A 21,311-nucleotide genomic window follows, 5' to 3' on the forward strand; every position below is an offset into this window, starting at 1 on the left:
TATGAGCATGCAGCCAGCGGAGGCGCTGAACGCAATCCTGGAGAAGCTGTCCGAGCACGCGCGTCGTACGCTGATTGCCGGGGGCGCGCGTATCGAAGAGGCCGGCCGCGTGGACGAAGCGGCGCTCCGGGCCGTCCTGCGCGGCAAGGGGCTCCCGGAGCTCGACTCCGCGCTCCAGTTCCACCGCGATGTCGGCGGCCTCTCCGTGCTCGCGCTCTCGCTCACCTTCTCGTCAGCGCGCCAGATAGCGCACTGGCCGGCCAGGCGGACGCCCGACGGAGAAGTTGCCGTCCCCATCGGCCGCAGCGTGGGAGCCGTGTACTTCATCGATGCCCGCGGCGTGCTCTACCGGATGCGCGATGCGCCGCGAGACAAGGAGCTCACCCCGGTCGCCACGAGCCCCTGGACGCTGCTCGAGAAGCTCGCCCTCCTCGCCGGCGTCGAGCCGCTCGCGAAAGGGGCGCTGCGCTTGCGACTCCGGCCGTACGTGGGCGCGGCGCTCGCGGGAGCGCTCGGAGCGGAGCCTGTCGTCGAGGCCACGGACGCCTTTCACCGCTTCTTCCGCCGCGGCTCGGTCGTCATCGCAGACGGACACCCGCTCCGGGACGAGGGCGAGAGCGACACGCTCGTGTGGACTCCGGTCCTGGAGGACGCGGTCGCCGCGCTGCGCGCCGCGGGCTCGGCGTGCAAAGCGATCGGCACGGAGCTCACGACAGCCGCCCCCGAGCTGCAGATCGACCCGCCGAGGTGCGCGCCGGTGGCGCCGTCACCCGAGGCGCTCCGCGAAGGCGGCGCGCTCGCGCTCCTCGCGGGCGCTGGGGAGGAGGGCACCTCCGGCCATGTGTGGGCGCCGCCAGGGCCTCCGCGTCTGGAGCAGACGCGGTTCTTCGCGGGCACGCTGCTGTCTTGGGAGACGGTCGACGACCGGGGTGCACGCATCCGTGATTTCACCGGCGCCGAGGACACGCTGCGCCTGCTGCTCACGCCCCGCGCCGTCCGCGGGCTCCTGCGGCTCGGCGCGCGCGTCGACCCTCGGCGCAAAGGCGCGCGCGCGTCGCTCGAGCACCTGCTCTCCTGCTGGGAGCTCCCGGCGCACGAGGCGGCTCTCGACTTCGAAGCGCGCCTGGGCGGCCTCCGCTTCGCCAACATGCAGTGGGGGCCGTTTGGCATCATCGGCGCGTGGCCGGACCGGCCAGCGGCGAGGGAGGCCGCGAGCGTGAACGAGAGCCAGCTCGTCCCGATCGGCGCCGAGATCCTGGGTAGTGTGAGCTACGCCGTCGACGCCGAGGGCACGGTGCACCTGGAGGACGAGCACCTTGAGCCCACGCCGATGGCCGTGTCCTGGCCGGTGTGCCTCGAGCGCCTCGGCGCTGCCAGCTCAGACGAGGGCGAGCTCCCGTGCTCCTGCCGGATCCAGGCGCGTGTCGGCCTGGCTGTTGCGGCTGCGCTGGGCGCCGTGGCGGTGCCGGAGGGCACGGACCAGCACGCCTCGATGTGGTACCGCGATGGCGTCTCGGTGCTCGACGTCGCGGCGGACCCCTATGACGGCAAACCGCGAACGAAGGTGGCCGCGCGCGCTGAGGGGGACCTGGTGCTCGCCATCCAGGTGGCGCTCCAGGCTGCACCCGATACCGCAGTCTCGGTGTCCGGTGTGAAGGGAGATCCGTCACCGCCCGCGCCGGAGGAGCCCGTCGTGGTGCGTGCGCGGCTCTGGGGCGACACGTGGGACAAGACGGAGCGCGAGCTGTGCATCTGCGGTGGGCCCGAGCGCTACCGCTTCGTTTCACGCTGAAGCTCAAGATCCGCAGCGCTGGGGACCCAGATGTCTTAACATCTCGGCGAGCCAGTCCATGGCGCCGATGCGGTGAAGGTAGAGCAAGGGCGAGCTGTTGTTGATCGCCTCAGCCAACGGCGGCCTCCAGCGAACGGAGCTCGGCGTCGAGAGGGAGGACCTTGTAGCGGCCCAGGCTCAACAGAGATTCTACCCGCACCATGCCGGCGAGCTCCGCGGCGCGGCCGGACGAGAGGCGCCCCAGATCGTACAGCTTGACCGCAGCGAGCATGCGGAGCTCCCGGGCGAACTCAGCTTCGTCCATCTTCTCCGTGAGGAGCACCTTCTCGGGCACATCAATCACAATCTGTCGAGTTGCCATCGTTCCGTCCTCGGGTGCTGGGGTCGGTCGGGAAGTCTGCTGTTAGCACGAAACAGGATCCGTACGCGGTCGCGTGAAATCGCATCACCCTGGTAAGGGCTGCCGGACGTTCCGGAACACGGTGTCGGGCCTGCCGGAGCCCGAGATGGTCCTGAGAGCGTCCGACATGGCCTCACTTCGTCCAGATCGCCGCCCTCTCGAGGAGGGCGCCCTCGGTCGCGGTCGGAAGCTCGGCCGCCGTCTTGGCGGGGGGCGTTGACGGGGGCGCGGCTCATCGGGGCCACCTCCGAAAGCGAGTGAGGTGTTCTCGATATGCCTCCGGAGCACCCGACATCGCCTCGGAGGCCGCTCCAGGCACCGCCTTGGCGAGCGTGGGAGAGATCGGCGACGCCGAGCCGCCGCTGGCCGTCCGAGGTGCCCGCGATCCGAGCGCGACGATCAGCTTCGTCTCCGTTCGTCGAGCGTCGCGCGAAGCACCAGGAGCATCACCTGATCCTTGGGACGGGTGAGCTTCTCCTTGATCGCGATGAGCCGTTCGAGCGTGATGACGCGTATCGGAATCCCGCCGAGATCCAGCTCCTCGCTATCGGTCAAGAGCTCCTCATACGACGTCTCTTCCTCGATCGTCCCCAGGAGATCGAGCGTTCCCCTGTTGGTCGCCAGCAATTGATGCCCAGAGGAGACGAGATGAGACGCGGTTGGCGGAAGCCGCCTCTCGAGGTCTGTCCGGTAGAACGCATCGAGCTCACGTTACGCACCGAGCAGCCGTTCGATGTTGTCCGGCGTGCGAGCGTGCACCACGTCCATATCGAACGTATTGACCGGCGCTCCGTGAATCACGGCGGCGACGCCACCGACGACAATGAAGTCGACTCGATGCCGGGCGAGCACCCCGAGCAGATCAACGATCTTCGTCGACGCGGGCATGCGGCTCTCGCGCTCGCCTGCTCTCTCGGGCGAGCGTGACGAAGTCGATGTGGGCCTGGAGGGTGGCGATCCGTTCTGCTGGAGTGAGGCTCAGCATCCAGCGGATGAGCGTGAGGTCGACACCGTCCTCGTTGTAGACCGGAGGTGTCGCTTCAGGATCGACCATGATGGATGGATCGTACCATGCTTTGCTGCGATGGACGAGCCCCGGCCTCGCGGCGAACCGCTGCGCACCAACTCGTCATCTCGGCCAGATCGCCGCCAGGTCGAGCTCCACCGCGTTGAAGAGCTCGGCCCTCACCTTCCCTTGTCGGGCCGCGGGCCGACGTGGAGCTCCGGCTGATCCATGAGCACCGAGCACGAGCACCGAGCTGCCGGGCCGCCGTCGCCGACGGTCGTGCGTCGGGCTCACGCTACCGGGCGCTCGGTGAGAGGGCGCCGGCGCGCCGGAGGTCGCTGGAGGCGGCGCGCGGGGGGCGGGTCGACCGGGGGCGCGGTGCCCTGGGTCGGGGCACGCGGTGGGGCTCCACGTGCTTCGGAGCCCGTGCCGCGCCGGAGGGGTCGGAGCTGCCGGCCGGGGCGGTGCGCTGGAGGCTGGCGGCTGGATGCGCAGGGGCGCAGCGCCCCGTCGCAAAAGCGCTGCGCCCCGCGATGGGCTACTCGTGGACGGCGGCGTAGCGGCCGCTGGGGGTGACGATGACGTGGGCGGTGAGCGGGACGTGCAGCTCCGCGGAGAGGTGGCGCAGCTCCAGGGTCATCGCTTCGTCCTCGCGGGTGGGCGTGGGGTCGCCGCTGGGGTGGTTATGGGCGAGGACGAAGCTGAGGGCGGCCATGTCCAGCGCGGTGCGCAGGACGGTCGCGGTGTCGATGGTGAGGACGTCGGCGCCGCCGCGGGCGAGCAGGCGCGTCTCGCGGACGCGGCCGTGGCTGTCGAGCGCGGCGATCCAGAGCTCCTCGTGGACGAGGGAAGCGAGCCTCGGGCCGAAGTAACGCGCCACGCGGGCGGCGTCGGTGAGGAGCGCTCCTCGGCGCGCGCGGGCGGCGTGGTAGCGGCGGCCGAGCTCGAAGGCGGCGGCGAGCCGGGTGGCGTCGAAGAGCGCGATCTGGGTGCGCTCGGCGAGGGCCGCGGGAGAGAGGCGACCGAGGGAGGGGAGGGCGGCGGTGCCGAGGATGCGCGGGCCGACGCCGGGCAGGCCGAGCACCATCTCGAGGAGGGCGGCCTCGGTCGCGGTCGGCAGCTCGGCCGCCGTCTCGGCGGGGGCGTCGACGGGGGCGCGGCTCATCGGGGCCACCTCCGAAAGCGGGTGAGGGCGCGGGCGAAGAGGCGGCGCGCGAGGCGGAGGCGGGTGGCGACCGTGGGGCGCGGCAGCGAGAGGGAGGCGGCGATCTCGTGCAGGGAGAGGCCGGTGGCGGCGAGCGACAGGATCTCGCGAAGCTCAGGGCGGAGACGGTGGAAGGCGCGGAGGAGGCCGCGCGCGACGAGGCGGGCCTCTGGAGAGGGGGCGGTGAAGGCGGAGAGGCGGTCAGGGTCGATCGCGGGGAGTTCGTGGCGGCGGTGGGCCTTGTCGCGGTAGTGCAAGGCCTGCCGCGAGGCGATGCCGGCGAGCCAGGGGCGGAGGGCGTCGGCGGGAGGAAGAGCGGGGGACGGGCGGAAGCGGCCGGCGCGCATGCTGCGCCAGGCGCCGAGGACGGTGTCCTGCGTGAGGTCGTCGAGATCGGCGGGGAGAACGCTGCGGGCGCGGAGGGTGCGGCGGATCAAGGGGGTTTGATCGACGATCGCGCTGATGTCCAAGTAGACGGCGGGATGCGTGGCGGGAGACCCGCGCTTGCCAAGCCATTGCCCGAGCGGGCGTGGAACGCCGGAGCGGGCGCGGCGGCGAGAGGGCGGATCGAACTCTTGGCCCTGTTCAGGCCGTGAACGTACTGTTCCCATGTCGGACCTCGTGTCTGCGGGGTTCGGCCACGCCGCCCGGGGTGTCACCAGCACCCGCGGGCGGCACTATTCGTGGTCCTGCAACCCTACGGGCTGCCTGCAGGAAGCGTCAAGAAAAAGCACGGTCGGGCCGCGTTATTCTGGACCAGGCAACGGTGTACGGCGACCTGGTGCGAACGCTCGCCCTGGACACCGTTCTGGTCTACATCGCCGCGAACCTTCGGCGTCTGCGCCAGAAGCGCGGCATGACCCAGGAGAGCCTCGCGGAGGCTGCCGAGCTCGATCTCCGGACGTTGCAGGACATCGAAGGCATGCGGCAGAGCGTGAGCCTGGGCGCGCTCGTTCGGCTCGCGAACGCGCTCGACGTGTCGCCTGGGGTTCTCCTCCGGCCTGCAGAGATGCCGGAGATCAAGCGCGGCCGACCGCGCAAGCGTCCCGCCGGCGCTTGAGAGTCATTCCGCAGTCTCCGCATCTCGACAGCCCGCGGCCATCCGCGCGCTTGGCTCGGACTTGACGGTCCGGCGTGTCGCCCGCACGCCCCTGCGCTGGTCTCCTTGACAAGGCGGGGTAGCCGTCGGCTACGCTACCTTTTCACGATGAGTGCGGGCGGCACGACGGGGTGGGGTCGGAGTTCAAGGCGCGCCACGCGGAGCCGGCGGTCAGCGGCCCTCGGGGCTGACGACGCCGAGATGCCCGCGGTCGATGATGTGGGTGCAGATCATCGTGGTGCGCACATCCTTGTGGCCGAGCATTGTCAGAATCGTCCGGATAGCGGTGCCCGCCTCGAGCAGGTGAAGCGCGAAGCTGTGACGGACGGTAGGACATGTCGCGCGTTTGGTGATCCAGGTTACGCATCCGGCATCGTGCACGGCCCTTTGGGCTGGGGATTCATGCAGGTGGTGGGGGACCTGTTGACCAACCGCTGGATCGATGCAAGGACGAGAGGCGGGGAAGAGGTACTGCCACGCGAGGCTGGTGACTGCTCCTGGCATCTTCCCTCGCAGAGCGTAGGGCAGGTCGACCTCGCCGCGGCCAGTCGCGAGTTGCTTCTTGTGCCGCCGCGCCACCGAGTCGAGCTGGGCGTGCAGCTCGTCGCGCGCTCGAGCAGGGATCAAAGCCGGCCGATCATGCTGTCCTTTCTCGCGGGGAGCCATATTTTTTCGTCGATCGCGGTCGATATCCTTGACGCGAATCGAAAGTTCTTTGAAGAGGCGGAGTCCGCTTCCGCAGAGGAACTCTCCAATGAGTCGAAAAGACGGGACGAGGTGTCGAGCAAGGTGAGCGTGCCCTGCCGCGAGAGGACCGTGGGGAGATGCGCTGGCCGGCGAGCGCGTTCAAGCGCTTCGAGCCGGGATATCTGCAGGTCCAGGACCCGCTTGCAAAGGAAGCGGAGCGCGCACAGCGCCTGGTTCTGCGTGGACGTCGCGATAGCACACGCCGAAGCGGAGATCGCAGCGCTCAGGCGCGACGAATCAGATGCGCATCGCATCCCGCAACTCACGTCCGAGGGCAATCATGAAGAGGCTGGCTAACAATCGGGCGGATCCGACGGCACATCGCGCTACGGCTCATTCGTGCGTTAGGCGGATGTTTGGGACGTTCGGATCGCGAGGCACACGCGATTGCACGTAGGGCTCCCACCCCACAACTCGGAAAAGAAGAAGATTGCGCGCGGCCCAGCATTTCTAGGCTGAGAAATCGAGGACGACGATGGCCGAGGTTTCCCCCACAGAAGCAATAAATAGTCTCATTCGACGCGCGGCCTCGCTGTCCGGGCAGCCGCTCAATGAGGCTGCTACGCGCCTCCTCTTCATTAACGAGGTGCTTGCCTACGTCCTAGACTGGCCGATCGAAGAGTTTAACCCTGAAGAGTACGTGAAGGCCTGGGCCCCCACTGACACCAAATCCCGCGAATGGCTAGACTACCATGTTCACAAGGGTGAAACAATCCGGATGGTCGTCGAAGCCAAGCGTGCAGGCAAGACGTTTCAGCTTCCGTCGTCAAAGAAGGTGCGGAAGTTACCGTTAAAGCAGCTTCGAGAGCACCACGGGAAAATACTGAGCGACGCCATCTCGCAAGCGCAGAAGTACTGCGTCGGCGTTGGCACCCAGGCATTTGTAGTTACCAATGGAACTCAGTGGATCGCCTCTCTAGCATGGGCGCACAACATAAACGCCGAAGACCTTCAAGCTATCGTCTACTACGACCTCGACGACATCAGCACAAATCTTCAAGAATTCGTCGACTATCTATCACCTGGCGGCATAGCAGATCAGAATCTAATGTCGACTGCGATTAGCGGGAGAAGCCTAGTACCGGCGTTTGCGAAGCGCCTAAACGAGTCTTTGAGTCCTGGCGCACCCACGGGGAAGAACTATCTGGTCGCGCCGCTCACGGTGCTGATGGGGATCTGCTTCGGCGACTTGACAAGCGCAGACCACGCCGAGATGCTTGAGCGGTGCTATGTTTCAAGCGAGGCGACCGATGAACACTTGAAACGACTGGAGTCCTTCGTCGGGTACACACTTCCCCACGACTTGGAGCCGACCGCGACAAAGCTTAGACGAACCGATGACTCGTCAGCGCCATTCGGTGACTCGGAACGACGTGGTCTTGGTGCGTCGCTGCTCGTGATTGGTCGGGCTGGCAGCGGAAAGTCGACCTTCCTAGCGATTACCCGAAGGCGCTTGTCAGCGCATCACAAGGACAACAGTCGCGTATTGCTTCACGTTGATTTGGAACCAAGGACTCAGACGCACGCAGAGGCATTCAATCACGATCGACTTGTTGATGAGGTATGCGCCGACATCCTCGTTCAGGCCGATGAAACATATGTCGAGCTGAGTCCGTTTGAGCACAACTTGCTCCGAGAGATATTTGCGGGGGAAATTCGGCGGATGCGAGCATCCCTGCCAGTAAGTCTTCGCGACACAGCTGAAGAGGATGTTCGCGCTGACTCATTGATTCAAGATCATCTCAAGAAACCGGCGAACCATCTTAAAGCATATCTAGGATACCTTGACAAGCGCGACCTGACAGCAACGGTACTTCTCGATAATGTTGATCGCGGCACGCCAGAATTTGAGAAGGTCGTTTTTCAACTCGCGCAAACGCTTGCCCGAAACACTAACGCCACCATTGTGACCTCTCTTCGTGAGACCACATATGAAAGCGGCAAAACTGGTGGATTTCTAGATGTTGGGCGCCACACCGTGCTCACAATTAGTCCGCCTCCTTTCGTTGAGGTTGCGAGGCGTCGCTTTGAGTACGCGAAAAAGCAACTGAGGACGGATGGGCGCCTAGCAAGAAGATTTGAACGAGCGCTAGCGGGGGCGCCTTCAGATCGCGTCCTGGATTTTGCTGACATTCTTTCGGAAATGGTTCTCGGGGAGGGGCGGGGCATTCAGGAGTGTATACAAGCGCTTGCTGGCACGAATGTGCGCCGTGCGCTGGAGTTTCTCGAGGATTTTGCCGTCAGCCCTAACACCGAACTAGACCGCCTATTTAGGGAATTTCGTCATGGCGAGAAGCACCAGCGAGCAGACGTTGGGGCGCCGCTAGAGGCATTCCTTCGGTCGGTTATGCGCATGGGTTCTTTGCGGTACAGCGAAGGTCTGTCCAAGATCATCAACATCTTCCAGGTGGCGACAATGGTAGTCGTAAGCCACTTTACGGCGCTACGGATCTTGCAGTTGCTATCGTGGCAGGCGCGTCAACCCGGAGGCACCGCCGACATGGCTGTAAAATCCGTTACAGAGCGACTCGGCGCCATTGGTCATGCTTCGGGCCACGTCGCAAGCACGTTGGACCGCCTTGGGAGGTATGGCCTCATCAACTCTCTTTCAAAGCCAGAGCCCCCCTGGCGAGCGACGGACACTGTGCGACTTGGAGCTGCCGGTCGATATTACCTCGACGTCCTAATCTTCAATCGTGAGTACATTCGCGGACTAACCGACGATACAATCGTGTACGACGTCGATGTGTTTTCTTCGCTTGAGCTCATGCATCGAGATCAAAATCGAACGTGGCTTGAACGCTACGAGGAGAAGACACGCACGCTCCTGATTTATCTCGCGCGACGCGAAAGAAACGAGCTGAATCGGCTCGGAGCACCAGGTAAGCGTCCGGCGTGGCTAAGTCCGCTCGTAGAGGCAATTGGACAGCGATTTTTCGGAGGAGCGTTTCTACAGGGCCTTTCTCGGAAATAGGCAGATGCCCTCCAATTCACGTCAAAATTCAAAGTTCTACTGACGGTCGGGCTCCGCGGCTCCTCGAATGACGACGAAGGAGAAGCGCTCCAAGCCCACCAGGAAGCCGAGCAGCGGCAGGCCGGCCGGGTCGCCGAGCAGCCGTGAGGTGGCCGACACGCTGGACATGGCGCTCTCGCCGCCGCTCAAGCCGGAGCAGGCCGCGCGGCTGCGCAAGGCGCTGCCCGGCTATGCGGGTATCCTGGACGACGCGGCGTTGCTCGCGGAGGACGCGGGCGCGCGCAACCTGCCGAACGTTACGCTCGCGGCGCAGGCCGAGCAGAAGTACCTTGCCGTGCGCGAGGCGGTCGCGCACGCCGTTTACCAGAGCCTGACAAAACCCGCAACCGAGGGCGGGGAGTCTCGTTCCTCCGGAGCTGTATCGACCCGTCGAGGTTGTCGTGAACAGGCAGTTTGCGCAGATGGTGAGCGGGCGGGTGCCACGCCTCCTTCCGGGGCGGTCGGTCATCGCACACGAATTTTGGATGCTAGTCCCACGTGGAATGGACAGTGAGCAAGGGCAGTTCACGATCCAGTGACCGTGTACTTCGACAACGTACGGCCGCGCAGTGGGAAAATTAATCTCGTGGTTCCTGATGAAGAGCGCTGACATCTCGACCACGTCGTTCAGCTCGATACCTCGAAGAGGGCGCTCGCATTACGTGTGGCGTCGGTTGCCGAGATGGCCAACGAACTGAGCTGGGTTGCCTCGCGCGTCGCAAGCTGGGGCGGCCCAGCAAGCGACTGCATCCAACGGAGCGCCCAGCCTCGCTTCGCTCGGCAGGGTGCCCCGCAGCTGACCCGTGGATCATTAGACGGAAGATGCGACGCAGGAAGAATCCGAGGAAACATATGGCAAGAACCGATGCGGAACTCCCCGAGGTAATGGCCTTCTACGATGACGTGCTGAAGAACATCAGCTCCTACAGGCTTTTTCCGCAAGAAAACTTCACTCACTACATATTGGGGGTTCTCGCGACATCCTCAGTGGATGCGCATGGCGACGTGATGGCCGAAGAAGCGCTCACAGATATGGTCCTTCGTGTTCAAGATGGCCCCCTCTGGTCTCTTGCCGAGCACAACCCCATCGTCCAACCGATCGGACGAGTAATCGCCGCCAAGAAGTTCTACTCTCCTGCCGACGCAAAACATGTTGTTGTGGGCGTGGTCGGCACCTATGATCTGAGCCAACTTCCCACCTTCGCCGATGTGGGCCTGACGGACGACGGTCCCTCTGATCATTTACCAACCGATTCGGATCCTTCTGACACAGATCATTTCTTCCAACTCGGCCTCACGCGTCACGATCTATCACCCGATATGGTCGCTGATTTGCTTGCATCCGCTCCTTCGCTTGTGAGCCGCGACGTAGACCGTCGTGTGCGCAAGACTCTAAATGTCGAAACCGTCATAAGTATTCTTCTTCCCTCGTATCTTCTCCTCAAGACCCCGTTTTTGCAGAAATTCGGAGAACGGCTCGGGGACAAGGCCGCTGATTCCGTGCTGGAATCTCTCACTTGGGTCAAGACAAAGCTAGCGAGAGCTGTCGACGCGCACTCGAAGCGTGAAGTTCTTTACGAGCTGACCATACGAAATCAGGATTGTACTATACAGTTCCTGATTGATACGAAGGATCTCGTGATCGTCGAAGAGGCGATTGAGAAGCTGCCCGAGGCCGTCCAGCGTGCAGGCCGACTCCTGGTAAACGGTGCGCACTTGGAAATGGACAAGCTCGTGTACCTCTACGATCGGCGCGAAGGAAAGCGGTGGATTCCACTCCACGCAGCATCCAGGAAGCGCGGGGTTATTTCGGATCGCCCATACCTTGTTTCCCTCGACAGTTTCAAGGGTTTCAGTGTTGAAGGCAGCGTCGTGGAGCAACTGCTCCCCCCAAAGGGAGAGGCCGAAGAATAATTGCGCTTCGCCAGGCCGGAAGACAATCGATTGCACGTGCGGCGCGTCACCCCCACGGAACTGCGGCCAAGACGGCAGATCGGGGCGGTTCGGATCCCCCGTGCGCGCGAACTGGGACCAGGTCGCGATCATCTGCTGCGACAGCCGCTGCTGCTCGGGCGCGAGCCCGGACGCCTCCCCGACGAAATCCAGCAGGTACACGACGTCCGAGGCGTGAAGCGCTCCGAGGGAAAGCCCGGCGGCGCGCCGACGGCCGCAGAAGCATCACGGTCGGCGAATTCAAAGGCGAACACCGGCGTGTGCGCTGCCAGTGATCGGTTCTGCTCCTGCGTGGCGCGCCACCAGACGCGATCGGTGATCACGGCCGCCCACGCGAGGGCCGGCGAGTCGTACGCCTCGACCGGGTAGCGCGCCTCGACCTGCTCAGCCGCCTCGCCGAACGCCTCGACCAGCAGCTCACCGTAACGCTGCGGCGTCACCGGCGCGCCCGCGAACTCGTAGAACAGCGGGACGAACAGCCGGCCCTCGTCCTGCGTGGCGCCCGAGAGCACCGGCACGCGATGGAATCGACCCGCCCGCAGCGCATCGGCCGGGCTCTCGGGCTGCACGGGGTCACCGAACGCCGGCATGACGAAGCGCGCCGTGTGCGGCAGCAGCTCGTCCATCGGCACGCGGCGCACACCGGCAGGCGGCGCAAGCGCTCGAGCGCGACGGCCGTCTCGCTCGCCGGTTCGACCCACCCCTGCTCGGCCGCGAGCGCCTCCCCCGTCGCTTGCAGGTCGGCGAGCGGCGACCAGAACGGCGGGAGCGCGGGCAGGCCCGGATAGAACGTGCCCGCCGGATAGTCCGCCAGCGCGAACCGCTCTGCAGCGCGACGCGATGGAATAACTCAGCCGCCGCCGCTGAGGTGAGCTGCGCGCTCGCGGCGAAGGCACCCCACGACTCGCCGAAAAGGGTGACGTTGCCCGGATCGCCGCCGAACGCCGCGATATTGCGCTGCACCCATTGCAGCGCCGCCTGCTGATCCTGCAGACCGAAGGTCCCTGAGCCGTCGAGTCCGGGGTATCCGAAGAACCCGAAGATGCCGAGTCGGAAGTTGATCGTCACGACGACGACGTCGCCGCCGACGGCGAGCCGACAGGCATCGAAGACGCTGCCCGCGCCGGTGGCTCAGGAGCCGGTCGTCGCGAGCAGCTCCCTGGCGTCGCTGACGGCGGCAGCGCGGCGGATCCAGCGGTCCAGCTCGGCCACGTCAGTGCTCGCGAGGACGCGCTCCCGGACCTCGGCAGGGACCTCTAGCCCGCGGGCATCGAGGACGGCGAGCACGGCCTGCGCCTTGGCTTCGAGGCGCCCCTTCTCCACGCCCTTGGCCACGTAGCTGCGCGCGAAGTCACTCTGAAACTCGTATCCGCTCTTCATCATCGCCTCCAACATCCGCCTCGCCGCACCGTTCAGCGAGGATAGCACCAGGTCCCCGTACACGGCGCGGCGCTCCTCATCGAGCCCGGCTGCCGCCGCCAGGAACGCCACGCCGATCGCCTCCGCCGCCTCCCCCCGCCCGTGCGCCATGGCCGAGAGCACGACGACCTCGGGCGCCGCCTTCGCCAGCTCGGCATCGGTGACGATCGGGACGCCCGCGGGCCCGAGCACCAGCGGCGTCAGCGTCAAGCCGGGGTGGCCCGTCTCGATCGGCCGCGAGCACCACCGCGCGATACCGGCGTCGATCGTCACGACCAGCAGCCGGGTCGGCAGCGGTGCCGGGCCCTGGTCTGGGTGACGTAAACCGGCCAGACGTACGGCTTGTCCGGGTCCACGCCGAGCTGGACCTCGACGACGATGGCCATCGCGGGCCGCTGCTGCTCGCCGACCAGCAGCACGACGATGACGTCCGCTCGGCGGTCGGGGGGCATGATCTCCGTCAGGTAGGAGCACTCGACGCGCGCCTCCGTGAAGGCCGGCACCGGCTGGCCGAGCGCGTCCTGGAGCATCTCGGCGGCCAGCGTCGGCCGGTTCTTGGCGTGTCGTTCGTGGCTATCCGCCCGACAGGGCCCCCGCCAGCCGCTCCGCCAGGTCGCCCCTCGGCTCCACCCGCACGCGCTCCAGCCCCAGCCACGCGGCCATGGTCCGCAGCTCGCCCGCCAGCCGTTCCGGCGTCTGCGCGCCGGCCCAGGGCTCGGCGTGGCTCGCCTGCACGACCAGCACGCCCGCCTTGCGATCGGCCTTCAGGTCCACCCGCGCGGTGATCGCATCGCCCTCGAGGAACGGCAGCACGTAGTAGCCGTGGGTCCGCTTCTCCGCGGGGGTGTAGATCTCGAGCCGCACCCGCACGCCGAACATCCGCTCGGTGCGCTCGCGGAACCAGATCAGGTTGTCGAAGGGCGAGAGGAGGGCGCAGGCCTCGATCCGCCGCGGCCGCCGGGCGGCGGGATCGAGGAAGGCCGGCTCCCGCCAGCCCTTCACGCCCACCGGGATCAGCTCACCGGCTTCGACGAGCTCGGTGACCCGCGCCTTCGTCTCGGCGACCCCCATGCGGAAATAGTCCCGCAGATCCCGCTCGGTCGCCACGCCCAGGGCCCGGGCGGCCATGCGGATCAGCGCGCGCTGGGCGTCCTCGCGCGCGGGCGTCGGCGCCTCGATCACCGCCCTGGGCAGCACCCTCTCCGGCAGGCCATACACCCTCTCGAAGGTCCCCCGCCGGGTGGCGGTCGTCAGCTCGCCGATCCAGAACAGGCACTCGGCCGCCCGCTTGGCGTCGCTCCAGCCCCACCAGCCGCCCGGCCCCTTCATGCCGATCTCGAGCTCGGAGGCGGCCAGCAACCCGCGCTCGCGGATCTGTTCCAGCGCCCGGTCCACCACCGGCCGGTGCTCGCGCAGGAAGCGCGCCACACCCTTCCAGACGCCCACCCCGTCGTGCGCGTCGGCCATCCGCCAGCGCAGCAGCGGCTGGGTGGTGAGCGGCAGCAGCGAGGCCTCGTGCGCCCAGTACTCGAACAGCGGTCGCTTCCTCGCCCACGCGAGCTCCTCCAGCATCGGCCGCGGATAGGCCCCCAGCCGCGAGAAGGCCGGCAGGTAATGGGTGCGCGAGACGACGTTGACGCTGTCGATCTGCACCACGCCCAGCCGCTCGATCAGCCGGGTCAGCTGCTGCTTCGTCGTCGCCGTCCCGGGTCGCTCCGCCCGGAAGCCCTGCGCCGCCAGCGCGATGCGCCGGGCCTCCGCCGCCGACAGGGTGTCCTTCATCCGCGCCTTCTGTCCGTTGGGGCCCGCACCCTAGAACCTGGAGCCCGAACAAAGAAAGAACAATATTGCGGCGCCACCTCACCACGCCCCGTCGCGATGATGCTGAATCCGTGCGGGAGGATGAATACCCCAGCGCCCGAACCCCATCGGCAGATCCGCGACGCGAACAGGCGGCGCGCGAGGCGGAGCCGCGTGGCGTCCAGGTCGCGAACAGCTCAAGATGCCACACAAGGTGCGACCGACGGAGCGTTGGTGCTGACCCCGCCTGCGGCGCGGCAGCGGCTTGGATCGAAGCCGAGGGATCGTGTGAGGGCGACGTGTGGAGCCGCATCGAGCTCGTCGGAGCGACCCGACCGAGGTTGGGGTAGTCAACCCCGAGCGAGCGCGGGCAGGCCCGATGAGCCGACAGGCATCGACGACGCTGCCCGCGCCGGTGGCTCAGGAGCCCGTCGTCGCGAGCAGCTCCCTGGCGTCGCCGACGGATGCAGCGTGGCGGATCCAGCGGTCCAGCTCGGCGAGGTCGGTGCTCGCGAGGACGCGCTCCCGGACCTCGGCAGGGACCTCCTGCCCGCGGGCCTCGAGGAAGGCGAGCACGGCCTGCGCCTTGGCTTCGAGGAGCCCCTGCTGCCGGCCCTCCTTCCGGCCCTTCTCCACGCCCTCTTCCACGCCCTTCGCCACGTAGCTGCGCGCGAAGTCACTCTGAAACTCGTATCCGCTCTTCATCATCGCCTCCAACGTCCGCCTCGCCGCACCGTTCAACGAGGATAGCACCAGGTCCCCGTACACGGCGCGGCGCTCCTCATCGAGCCCGGCTGCCGCCGCCAGGAACGCCACGCCGATCGCCTCCGCCGCCTCCCCCCGCCCGTGCGCCATGGCCGAGAGCACGACCACCTCGGGCGCCGCCTTCGCCTGCTCGGCGTCGGTGACGACCGGGACGCCCTCGGGCCCGAGCACCAGCGGCGTCAGCGTCAAGCCGGGGTGGCCCGCGTCGATCGGCCGCGCGCGAGCGCCTGGAGCATGAACGTCATGAAGTCCGTCGACAGGAGCTTCGCCGCGCAGTGCCCCTTCAGCCCCGACGCGAGGACCAGCACCGCCATGGCAAGCCCGAGATCCTCGGAGGGCTCTCCGGGTGGGAACACGAACGTTCGCGCCGAGCTCTCGGGCGACCAGACGAGGAAATCTGCCTCCTCAGAAAAATTTGTGGGTGAGCCATTCGGGCTCCGGCAGGTTCCCGAGCGCGTGGTAGAGGGCGATCTCCGCGTGTTCGTAGGTCCGAAACCCATACGCTTTTCTGGTCGTGATCCTCGCTTTATTGTTCTCCGGTCGAACGCCGGGTCAATATGCCACTTTGGCCGCGGGGCGAGGGGGCTGGAGCGCGCCGGATGAGGGGCGGCGGTTCATTGCCTGCTGGCCGCCCTGCGTGGATTCGGACATACGGATCGCGAGCTCGACACACGCCGGACGATGAGCGCGCCGGCCGCCGTCGACGAGGCGAGAGCCGTCACCGCCAGCCAGCCCCACTGGGCGAAGAGCACGCCGCCCAGCGCGGCACCGAACGCCATGCCGACGAACATGCCGACGAAGAGCCGGTTTGTTGTGAACCGCTCCCGACCACCTGACCCGGGGTGAGCCATCACGGCCGCGCCCCGCGGTCAAAAACAAGGTTCCTTACCCGCCTCGATCCTGGGAAAGTGACGCTGTGGGCGCCTGGGGTCGATCAGGTACTCGCGCTCGCGATACTCGAAGTAGTCGAAATCGGCTGGGCGCGCGGTGCCCGACATGTCCTGGCACGCCATGCCGACGAACGCACCGGTGAAGTTCGGAAGGCCGGGCGCGGAGGCCTCATCCGAGAGGATGCTGGCGTCCAGGTGCTCGGGGAACCAGCTCCAGTCCGTACCGTTGAGGCTGTAGGCGAAGTAGAGCCGGTCGTGGTCGAGCTCGGCGCGCAGGTGCACGGGCGCGGTGTCCGGGATGGGGACGGGTGCGCTGAAGGCGTCCGCCATGACCCCATCCGGAATCGCCGACATGATCCGGATATAGCGCCCGACCGTCTCATCGTGCGAGATGTGCAGGTAATGGAACTTGCTCGCGTTGTAATAGCAGATGAGACCGGCCATCTGCTGATAATGCTCGGGCGCGAAGTCGACCGATGTGACCGCGGTGTAGCAGTGCGCCTGCTGGCGGCGTGCGACGAGCGACTGGCGGAACAGGCTGCCGAGCGTCTCGCGGCCGTAGAGCCGGAGATGACCGGGACGTGCGGTGAGGCTGAACAACTCGTCGGGGTAGGGCGAGCGCAGCCATTGGAGGTCGATCGGCAACCGCGGTGAATCGAAGTCCTCGCGCGCGGCTGGGGCGGGGAAGGGATGCGCGGGCAGGCCGGGGGCTGGGACCTCGACGCGCGGAATGTTTTCACCATCGGCCGTGCGAAGCCAGCCGTCGTCCGACCAGACCATCTTTTGGATCGCGGTCTCGCGGCCGAGCGTCGAGCGCCCGCGGTTCGGGATGGGACGGCTGCACAGGTGGACCATGTACACGTCGCCCGACTGCGTATCGCAAAGGTCAGCGTGGCCCGCGCGCTGCAGCTCTACGTCGGCGCGAGTGCGCGAGGTCAGGATGTACGTCTCGGGGTGCAGCTCGTACGGGCCGGTGAGGTCACGGGAGCGCGCCATGGTGACGGCGTGGCCCTGGTACGTGCCGCCCTCGGCGGTGATCAGGTAGTAGTAGCCGCCGCGCTTGTAGATGTGCGAACCTTCGGTGTAGCCGATCGGCGTGCCTTTGAAGATGTTCGTGACAGGCCCGATGAGCTTGCGCTCGGCGTGCGAGTACTCCTGGAGCACGATGCCGGCAAAGCGATTGTGGCCGGGCCGGTGGTCCCACAGCATGTTGCTCAGATACTTGCGGCCGTCGTCATCGTGGAACAGCGAGGGGTCGAAGCCACTCGAGTTGAGATAAACAGGATCCGACCACTCGCCGTCGATGGTGGGGCTGGTCACCAGGTAGTTGTGGAAGTCGCGCATCGACGCGCCGGATGCGCCGCCGACGCTGGTCCGGCCGTAGCGCTTCACGTCGGTGTAGATCAACCAGAACAGGCCATCCGCATACGTCAGGCACGGCGCCCAGACGCCGCACGAATCGCCGTCGCCAAGCAGGTTCAACTGGCTCGCGCGGTCGAGCGGACGCGAGAGCAGACGCCAGTGCACGAGGTCGCGCGAGTGGTGGATCTGCACGCCGGGGTACCACTCGAAGGTCGAGGTCGCGACGTAGTAGTCATCGCCGACGCGGACGATGGATGGATCGGGGTTGAAGCCCGGCAGGATCGGATTACGGATGACGGTATCAGGCATGGATGACTGGCTCACCGACGATGGTCCAGAGGACGTTCGCGCCGAGGATATCGAGAAACGGGGGGAAGGAAAAGTGAAACGATTCGAGGATGTCACGGGCGAATCGGCGCGCCCACTCCAGGTGACAGCGGGGTCCTTGCGCGATCCGCCTCCGTGCTGGAAAAGCGACGCTGCGAGCGGCTCGCTGCCGACGAGCGCGGTCTTCACGCCGGCGAGGTCGTCGGCCCTGGGCGCCTGCACCCTCGAGCGGCGCCGCCGGCTCGCCGGGACACCAACGGGAGCGGCGTGTGTACCTGATAGAGATCGATGCTGTTGCGGCCGAGGCGCGCAAGACTCGCGTCGAGCGAGGTGAGCAGGTTCCCGCTCCGCACTCCGCACCGTGAGAGGGCTGGGCGACCACCTCGTCGCGAAGACGACGTTGAGGGCAGCCGCAGTTCTCGATGGGTCATTGGTTGAGTTGGACATCGGGTCACCTGTCGCTGTTACAGGTGCGGTTGAAGCTGCTCGGCCGAGGGGCGGGAAGGCGCCTCCCTCGACTTGAGGTCTCGCCACCAAGGTGTCGGGGCATCGAGCTGCGAGGGTTCGATGACCTGGCCAAGGCTCGGTGTGACGACCCGTAGGCTCTGTTCGGCAGCGAGCCGCACGAGCGTCTCCGCAGGCTCATCCCATGCGTGGAGCGCAAGATCGAAGGTGCCCCAGTGCACCGGCAGCAAGGTCCCGCCGCCCAGCAGTTGGAACACCTTGAGCGCGTTCTCGGGGCCCAAGTGGATGGCCTCGAAGCCGGGGTGGAACGCGCCGATCTCGAGCATGACGAGGTCAAACGGCCCGTACGTCTCACCCGTCTCGCGGAACTGTTCGGTCAGCCCCGTGTCGCCCGAGAAGAAGACCTTGTGCCGATCTGACTGGATGATCCACGACGACCAGAGGGTCGTGTCCCGATCGTTCAGGCTGCGACCTGAGTAGTGCTGGCTCGGGGTCGCGATGAGGCGCAACCCGCGAACGTCGCATGATTCATCCCAGTCGAGCTCGTGAATGCGCTCTGGCGCAATTCCCAGCCGCTCGAGGTGCGCGCCCACCCCGAGCGACGTGACGATCGGGATCGCCGGCATGCGCGCGAGACCGGCGATCGTGGTCGCGCACAGGTGGTCGTAGTGGTCATGGGAGAGCACCACCGCATCGAGCGGCGGTACCTCCCCGAGCCCTGCCGGCACGGGGTGAAAGCGCCTCGGGCCCGCGAAGGAGACCGGGGATGCCCGCTCGCCGAAGACGGGATCGGTCAGGACTCGATAGCCGTCGATCTCGATGAGCACGGTGCTGTGGCCGAGCCACGTCGTGCGGAGCCCGGAGCTGACCGGACGCCCCCATGCTTCGTGGGGGCGCGTCGTCGGCAAGGAGGCCTTGGGCCGACGCTTGGCACCACCGGAGAGAAGCTCGGGAAGCACACGAAGGACGTCGCCTGTCCCCGCCCTCCACCGCCCCGCCGGATTGCGGAAACGGTCTCCATCGAACTGCTTCGAGGCGCGGACTCGTTCCAGCCGGAGACCACGAAAGTTCATGCCCCGTCTCCCGCTAGTCGAGCTGGGAATTGCGTCCGCACCATGCCCGGTCGGAGCAGTTGGCGAGCGCCGTCGTGCCCTCCAGCCGTCGCTGGAGTTCCTTCGTGAAGAGGATGTTCGCGAGTTTGGAGGTCGGACGACCTCGGCGCCTCGCCGCGCCGAGGGAGCGCGATCTCGGCGCCGATGCTGCGGGCCGCGCCGGTGACGAGCGCGGACTTACCGGCGAGCGGCAGCGGAGTCGTGGCGCTCATTTGCTCTGCTCGGGCAAGTGGGGACGCAGAGCAGCGGCAAAGAGGAGGTCGAGTATCCAGTCAGGCAGGATGCGCACCAAAGGGAGCAGCGCGGCCTCGCGGCCGATGGTGTAGCGAGTGCGCGGCTTGCGCGCCGTCACTGCCTTGGCGATCACCTTGGCCGCGGCGTCAGCGGGCAGGCCCGACTTGGTGTAAAACGCGGTCTGCGCGGTGATGGCTTGCACCAGCCCGCCGTAGCGCTGGCTTTGCTCGGGCGTCATGGCCGACGCGATCTCATTGGCGGTGGCGATCGCCCGGCCGGGCATCTCCGTGCGCACCGCGCCCGGTTCGACCACGACCACCTGGACGCCGAGCGGGGCGACTTCGCGTCGCAAGGAGTCACTGACGGCTTCGAGCGCGAACTTTGTACTTGCGTAAGGACCATAGGTGGCCCCGGCGATCTTGCCGCCCACGGAGCTGATGTTGACCACGCGACCCTTGCTGCGGATCAGGGCCGGCAGGAGTGTCTGGGTCACGACGATGTGGCCGAAGAGGTTCACCTCGAACAGGCGTCGCCACTCGTCGATCGCGAAGACCTCGACCGGCGCGTTGACGCCGATGGCGGCGTTGTTCACGAGCGCCCGCACTGCCCGGCGCTGCGGGTCTTCGCGCACCCGAGCAGCGAGCGCCTGGATGTGGTCCGGGCTGGTGATGTCGAGGATCAGCGGCTCGATACCCGGCCCCCGGATTGCGTCGGCATCGCGGTCGCGCCGGACACCCGCGAGGACGTGGAACCCCCGCCGGGCCAGTTCGCGTGCCGTGGCCGCGCCGATGCCGGTAGACGCACCGGTTATTATGGCGATCTCCTGGATTTCAGGTGACGCTGTCATGACCGCGCTCCTTTCTTCGACGAGCGAGGCGCGAAGCGCGCTGCGAGGAGCTGCGTCCGCTGCTCCAGCACCTCCACCGACGGTCGGCCCGCGAACAACCCGTCGAGCGCGAGGAGGAAGACCTCGGCGCTCGCCTCATCGCCCAGGATGGCGGCCACGCACTCGAGCGCGACCTTGCGATAAAGCGCCTCGCTCTCGGGATCGATTCGCTCGCACGCCTCGAGGAACTCGCTCCCCATCGGCGCCCCGACCATCTCGGCCCAGGGCTCGAGCGCCATCAGACGGCAGACGCTGAGCAAGCGCTCATAGGCGCTGCCCGGGCCGTTCGCCGCCTCCTTCGCGGCGGGGTGCCGAGAGACCAGCCAGTCCACGAAGACGGCCCGGTAGATGTCTTCTTTGTCCTTGAAGATCCGGTAGAGCAGCGTGCGCGAGAGGCCGGCGCGCCTGGCGATGTCCTCGAAGGCCGTCTTCGCGAAGCCGAAGTTGAGGAAGCACCAGCGCGCGGCGGTCAGGATCCTCGCGCGGCGGGCGGCTGCCTCGTCGTCTGTCATCGTCGCTGTCATGAAGACATTGTGACAATGAGAGCATATTTTGTCAAGATGTTCCAGGTGGCCCCAAGACTGGGCGGTCGGGGAGGTCTGTGTGCCGGCTGCCGGCCTCGCCTGTGCCTCGACGAGGGCGGCGTGCGCTCGCCATGACGGGGGCGGGTGGTGTGCCCAGCTACGCGGCGTCGACGCCGAACGCCATCGGTTCGCACGTTGGGTCGCGTGCGGGTGCTGCCGTTCGCGGGTGCGTGGGGAGGTTGAAATGATCGAGGATGCGGCGCACCGCCTCTGGGGACGGGCTCCGCCACCGCTTCAGCGACCAAGGCCCTGA

At 66.7% G+C, this 21,311-nt stretch carries 20 protein-coding genes and 3 pseudogenes; 4 read left to right on the forward strand and 19 right to left on the reverse strand.

Going from position 1 to position 21,311, the window contains the following annotated elements:
- Position 1 precedes the first annotated feature (1 nt).
- A complete protein-coding gene (locus WMF17_RS44330; protein ID WP_437646968.1) occupies positions 2 to 1,792 on the forward strand; it encodes a hypothetical protein in 1,791 nt (596 codons plus the stop codon).
- A gap of 109 nt (positions 1,793 to 1,901) precedes the next feature.
- Here the strand turns inward: WMF17_RS44330 and WMF17_RS44335 are convergent, their stop codons facing one another.
- The 6 genes from WMF17_RS44335 to WMF17_RS44360 form a co-directional block, all read right to left on the reverse strand.
- Positions 1,902 to 2,153: a UPF0175 family protein gene (locus WMF17_RS44335; protein WP_437646970.1), complete on the reverse strand. Its 252-nt coding sequence runs from the start codon at positions 2,151 to 2,153 to the stop codon at positions 1,902 to 1,904.
- Between the two features lie 438 nt (positions 2,154 to 2,591).
- Complete coding sequence (locus WMF17_RS44340) at positions 2,592 to 2,747, reverse strand: hypothetical protein (RefSeq protein WP_437646972.1); 156 nt, start codon at positions 2,745 to 2,747, stop codon at positions 2,592 to 2,594.
- 156 nt (positions 2,748 to 2,903) lie between these two features.
- The gene (locus tag WMF17_RS44345; RefSeq protein ID WP_437646974.1) at positions 2,904 to 3,080 is read right to left on the reverse strand and encodes a hypothetical protein; all 177 of its coding nucleotides are present in this window, start codon (positions 3,078 to 3,080) and stop codon (positions 2,904 to 2,906) included.
- Entirely contained in the window at positions 3,055 to 3,246 is a 192-nt protein-coding gene (locus WMF17_RS44350) for a hypothetical protein (RefSeq protein ID WP_437482659.1), read from the reverse strand. The genes WMF17_RS44345 and WMF17_RS44350 overlap by 26 nt, the downstream gene beginning before the upstream one ends.
- Positions 3,247 to 3,736: 490 nt before the next feature.
- Positions 3,737 to 4,363 (reverse strand): JAB domain-containing protein, encoded by a 627-nt coding sequence (locus WMF17_RS44355; RefSeq protein ID WP_437646975.1) that lies wholly within the window; start codon positions 4,361 to 4,363, stop codon positions 3,737 to 3,739.
- On the reverse strand, positions 4,360 to 4,839 hold the full coding sequence (locus WMF17_RS44360) for an RNA polymerase sigma factor (protein WP_437646977.1): 480 nt from the start codon (positions 4,837 to 4,839) through the stop codon (positions 4,360 to 4,362). Before WMF17_RS44360 ends, WMF17_RS44355 begins: the two co-directional genes overlap by 4 nt.
- Positions 4,840 to 5,168: 329 nt before the next feature.
- On the opposite strand from WMF17_RS44360, the gene WMF17_RS44365 reads away from it, so the two are divergent.
- A complete protein-coding gene (locus WMF17_RS44365) occupies positions 5,169 to 5,462 on the forward strand; it encodes a helix-turn-helix domain-containing protein (protein ID WP_437646979.1) in 294 nt (97 codons plus the stop codon).
- 210 nt (positions 5,463 to 5,672) lie between these two features.
- On the opposite strand, the gene WMF17_RS44370 is transcribed toward WMF17_RS44365, so the two are convergent.
- Complete coding sequence (locus WMF17_RS44370) at positions 5,673 to 6,257, reverse strand: tyrosine-type recombinase/integrase (protein WP_437651463.1); 585 nt, start codon at positions 6,255 to 6,257, stop codon at positions 5,673 to 5,675.
- A 466-nt stretch (positions 6,258 to 6,723) separates the two neighbouring features.
- Between WMF17_RS44370 and WMF17_RS44375 the strand changes: the two genes are divergently transcribed.
- Positions 6,724 to 9,222 carry a hypothetical protein gene (locus tag WMF17_RS44375; protein ID WP_437646981.1) on the forward strand — a complete coding sequence of 833 codons (2,499 nt, stop codon included), beginning with the start codon at positions 6,724 to 6,726 and terminating at the stop codon, positions 9,220 to 9,222.
- 67 nt (positions 9,223 to 9,289) lie between these two features.
- Entirely contained in the window at positions 9,290 to 9,775 is a 486-nt protein-coding gene (locus WMF17_RS44380) for a hypothetical protein (protein WP_437646983.1), read from the forward strand.
- A gap of 1,019 nt (positions 9,776 to 10,794) precedes the next feature.
- Here WMF17_RS44380 and WMF17_RS44385 read toward each other — a convergent pair.
- The 12 genes and pseudogenes from WMF17_RS44385 to WMF17_RS44440 all read right to left on the reverse strand — a co-directional run bounded on the left by WMF17_RS44385 (position 10,795) and on the right by WMF17_RS44440 (position 20,986).
- Positions 10,795 to 11,376 (reverse strand): hypothetical protein, encoded by a 582-nt coding sequence (locus WMF17_RS44385; protein ID WP_437646985.1) that lies wholly within the window; start codon positions 11,374 to 11,376, stop codon positions 10,795 to 10,797.
- Entirely contained in the window at positions 11,304 to 11,846 is a 543-nt protein-coding gene (locus WMF17_RS44390; protein WP_437646986.1) for a hypothetical protein, read from the reverse strand. The genes WMF17_RS44385 and WMF17_RS44390 overlap by 73 nt, the downstream gene beginning before the upstream one ends.
- Positions 11,788 to 12,282: a carboxylesterase family protein gene (locus WMF17_RS44395; RefSeq protein ID WP_437646988.1), complete on the reverse strand. Its 495-nt coding sequence runs from the start codon at positions 12,280 to 12,282 to the stop codon at positions 11,788 to 11,790. Before WMF17_RS44395 ends, WMF17_RS44390 begins: the two co-directional genes overlap by 59 nt.
- A 63-nt stretch (positions 12,283 to 12,345) precedes the next feature.
- Positions 12,346 to 13,163: pseudogene (locus WMF17_RS44400) on the reverse strand (hypothetical protein).
- Between the two features lie 43 nt (positions 13,164 to 13,206).
- Complete coding sequence (locus WMF17_RS44405; protein WP_437646990.1) at positions 13,207 to 14,415, reverse strand: winged helix-turn-helix domain-containing protein; 1,209 nt, start codon at positions 14,413 to 14,415, stop codon at positions 13,207 to 13,209.
- Positions 14,416 to 14,853: 438 nt separating this feature from the next.
- Positions 14,854 to 15,417: pseudogene (locus WMF17_RS44410) on the reverse strand (hypothetical protein); the annotation flags it as partial.
- Complete coding sequence (locus WMF17_RS44415; RefSeq protein WP_437599591.1) at positions 15,384 to 15,512, reverse strand: hypothetical protein; 129 nt, start codon at positions 15,510 to 15,512, stop codon at positions 15,384 to 15,386. The gene WMF17_RS44415 and the pseudogene WMF17_RS44410, both read right to left, overlap by 34 nt.
- Positions 15,513 to 16,067: 555 nt before the next feature.
- Positions 16,068 to 17,759, reverse strand: a complete 1,692-nt coding sequence (locus tag WMF17_RS44420; RefSeq protein ID WP_437599592.1) for a glycoside hydrolase family 43 protein — start codon at positions 17,757 to 17,759, stop codon at positions 16,068 to 16,070.
- Positions 17,760 to 18,241: 482 nt separating this feature from the next.
- A complete protein-coding gene (locus tag WMF17_RS44425) occupies positions 18,242 to 19,315 on the reverse strand; it encodes an MBL fold metallo-hydrolase (protein WP_437599593.1) in 1,074 nt (357 codons plus the stop codon).
- A gap of 20 nt (positions 19,316 to 19,335) precedes the next feature.
- Positions 19,336 to 19,460, reverse strand: a pseudogene (locus WMF17_RS44430) (SDR family oxidoreductase); the annotation flags it as partial.
- Between the two features lie 102 nt (positions 19,461 to 19,562).
- The gene (locus WMF17_RS44435) at positions 19,563 to 20,435 is read right to left on the reverse strand and encodes an SDR family NAD(P)-dependent oxidoreductase (protein WP_437646992.1); all 873 of its coding nucleotides are present in this window, start codon (positions 20,433 to 20,435) and stop codon (positions 19,563 to 19,565) included.
- On the reverse strand, positions 20,432 to 20,986 hold the full coding sequence (locus tag WMF17_RS44440) for a TetR/AcrR family transcriptional regulator (RefSeq protein ID WP_437646994.1): 555 nt from the start codon (positions 20,984 to 20,986) through the stop codon (positions 20,432 to 20,434). The genes WMF17_RS44435 and WMF17_RS44440 overlap by 4 nt, the downstream gene beginning before the upstream one ends.
- Between the last annotated feature and the right edge of the window lie 325 nt (positions 20,987 to 21,311).

This window comes from Sorangium sp. So ce362, from assembly GCF_051519845.1.
GTDB lineage: Bacteria > Myxococcota_A > Polyangia > Polyangiales > Polyangiaceae > Sorangium.

Excerpts from the sequence above, each read along its gene's own strand:
- WMF17_RS44330 (WP_437646968.1), top strand. The coding sequence starts at position 2 with ATGAGCATGCAGCCAGCGGAGGCGCTGAACGCAATCCTGGAGAAGCTG.
- WMF17_RS44335 (WP_437646970.1), bottom strand. The coding sequence starts at position 2,153 with ATGGCAACTCGACAGATTGTGATTGATGTGCCCGAGAAGGTGCTCCTC.
- WMF17_RS44345 (WP_437646974.1), bottom strand. The coding sequence starts at position 3,080 with ATGCCCGCGTCGACGAAGATCGTTGATCTGCTCGGGGTGCTCGCCCGG.
- WMF17_RS44350 (WP_437482659.1), bottom strand. The coding sequence starts at position 3,246 with ATGGTCGATCCTGAAGCGACACCTCCGGTCTACAACGAGGACGGTGTC.
- WMF17_RS44355 (WP_437646975.1), bottom strand. The coding sequence starts at position 4,363 with ATGAGCCGCGCCCCCGTCGACGCCCCCGCCGAGACGGCGGCCGAGCTG.
- WMF17_RS44375 (WP_437646981.1), top strand. The coding sequence starts at position 6,724 with ATGGCCGAGGTTTCCCCCACAGAAGCAATAAATAGTCTCATTCGACGC.
- WMF17_RS44380 (WP_437646983.1), top strand. The coding sequence starts at position 9,290 with ATGACGACGAAGGAGAAGCGCTCCAAGCCCACCAGGAAGCCGAGCAGC.
- WMF17_RS44405 (WP_437646990.1), bottom strand. The coding sequence starts at position 14,415 with ATGAAGGACACCCTGTCGGCGGCGGAGGCCCGGCGCATCGCGCTGGCG.
- WMF17_RS44415 (WP_437599591.1), bottom strand. The coding sequence starts at position 15,512 with ATGGCGGTGCTGGTCCTCGCGTCGGGGCTGAAGGGGCACTGCGCGGCG.
- WMF17_RS44420 (WP_437599592.1), bottom strand. The coding sequence starts at position 17,759 with ATGCCTGATACCGTCATCCGTAATCCGATCCTGCCGGGCTTCAACCCC.
- WMF17_RS44425 (WP_437599593.1), bottom strand. The coding sequence starts at position 19,315 with ATGAACTTTCGTGGTCTCCGGCTGGAACGAGTCCGCGCCTCGAAGCAG.
- WMF17_RS44435 (WP_437646992.1), bottom strand. The coding sequence starts at position 20,435 with ATGACAGCGTCACCTGAAATCCAGGAGATCGCCATAATAACCGGTGCG.
- WMF17_RS44440 (WP_437646994.1), bottom strand. The coding sequence starts at position 20,986 with ATGACAGACGACGAGGCAGCCGCCCGCCGCGCGAGGATCCTGACCGCC.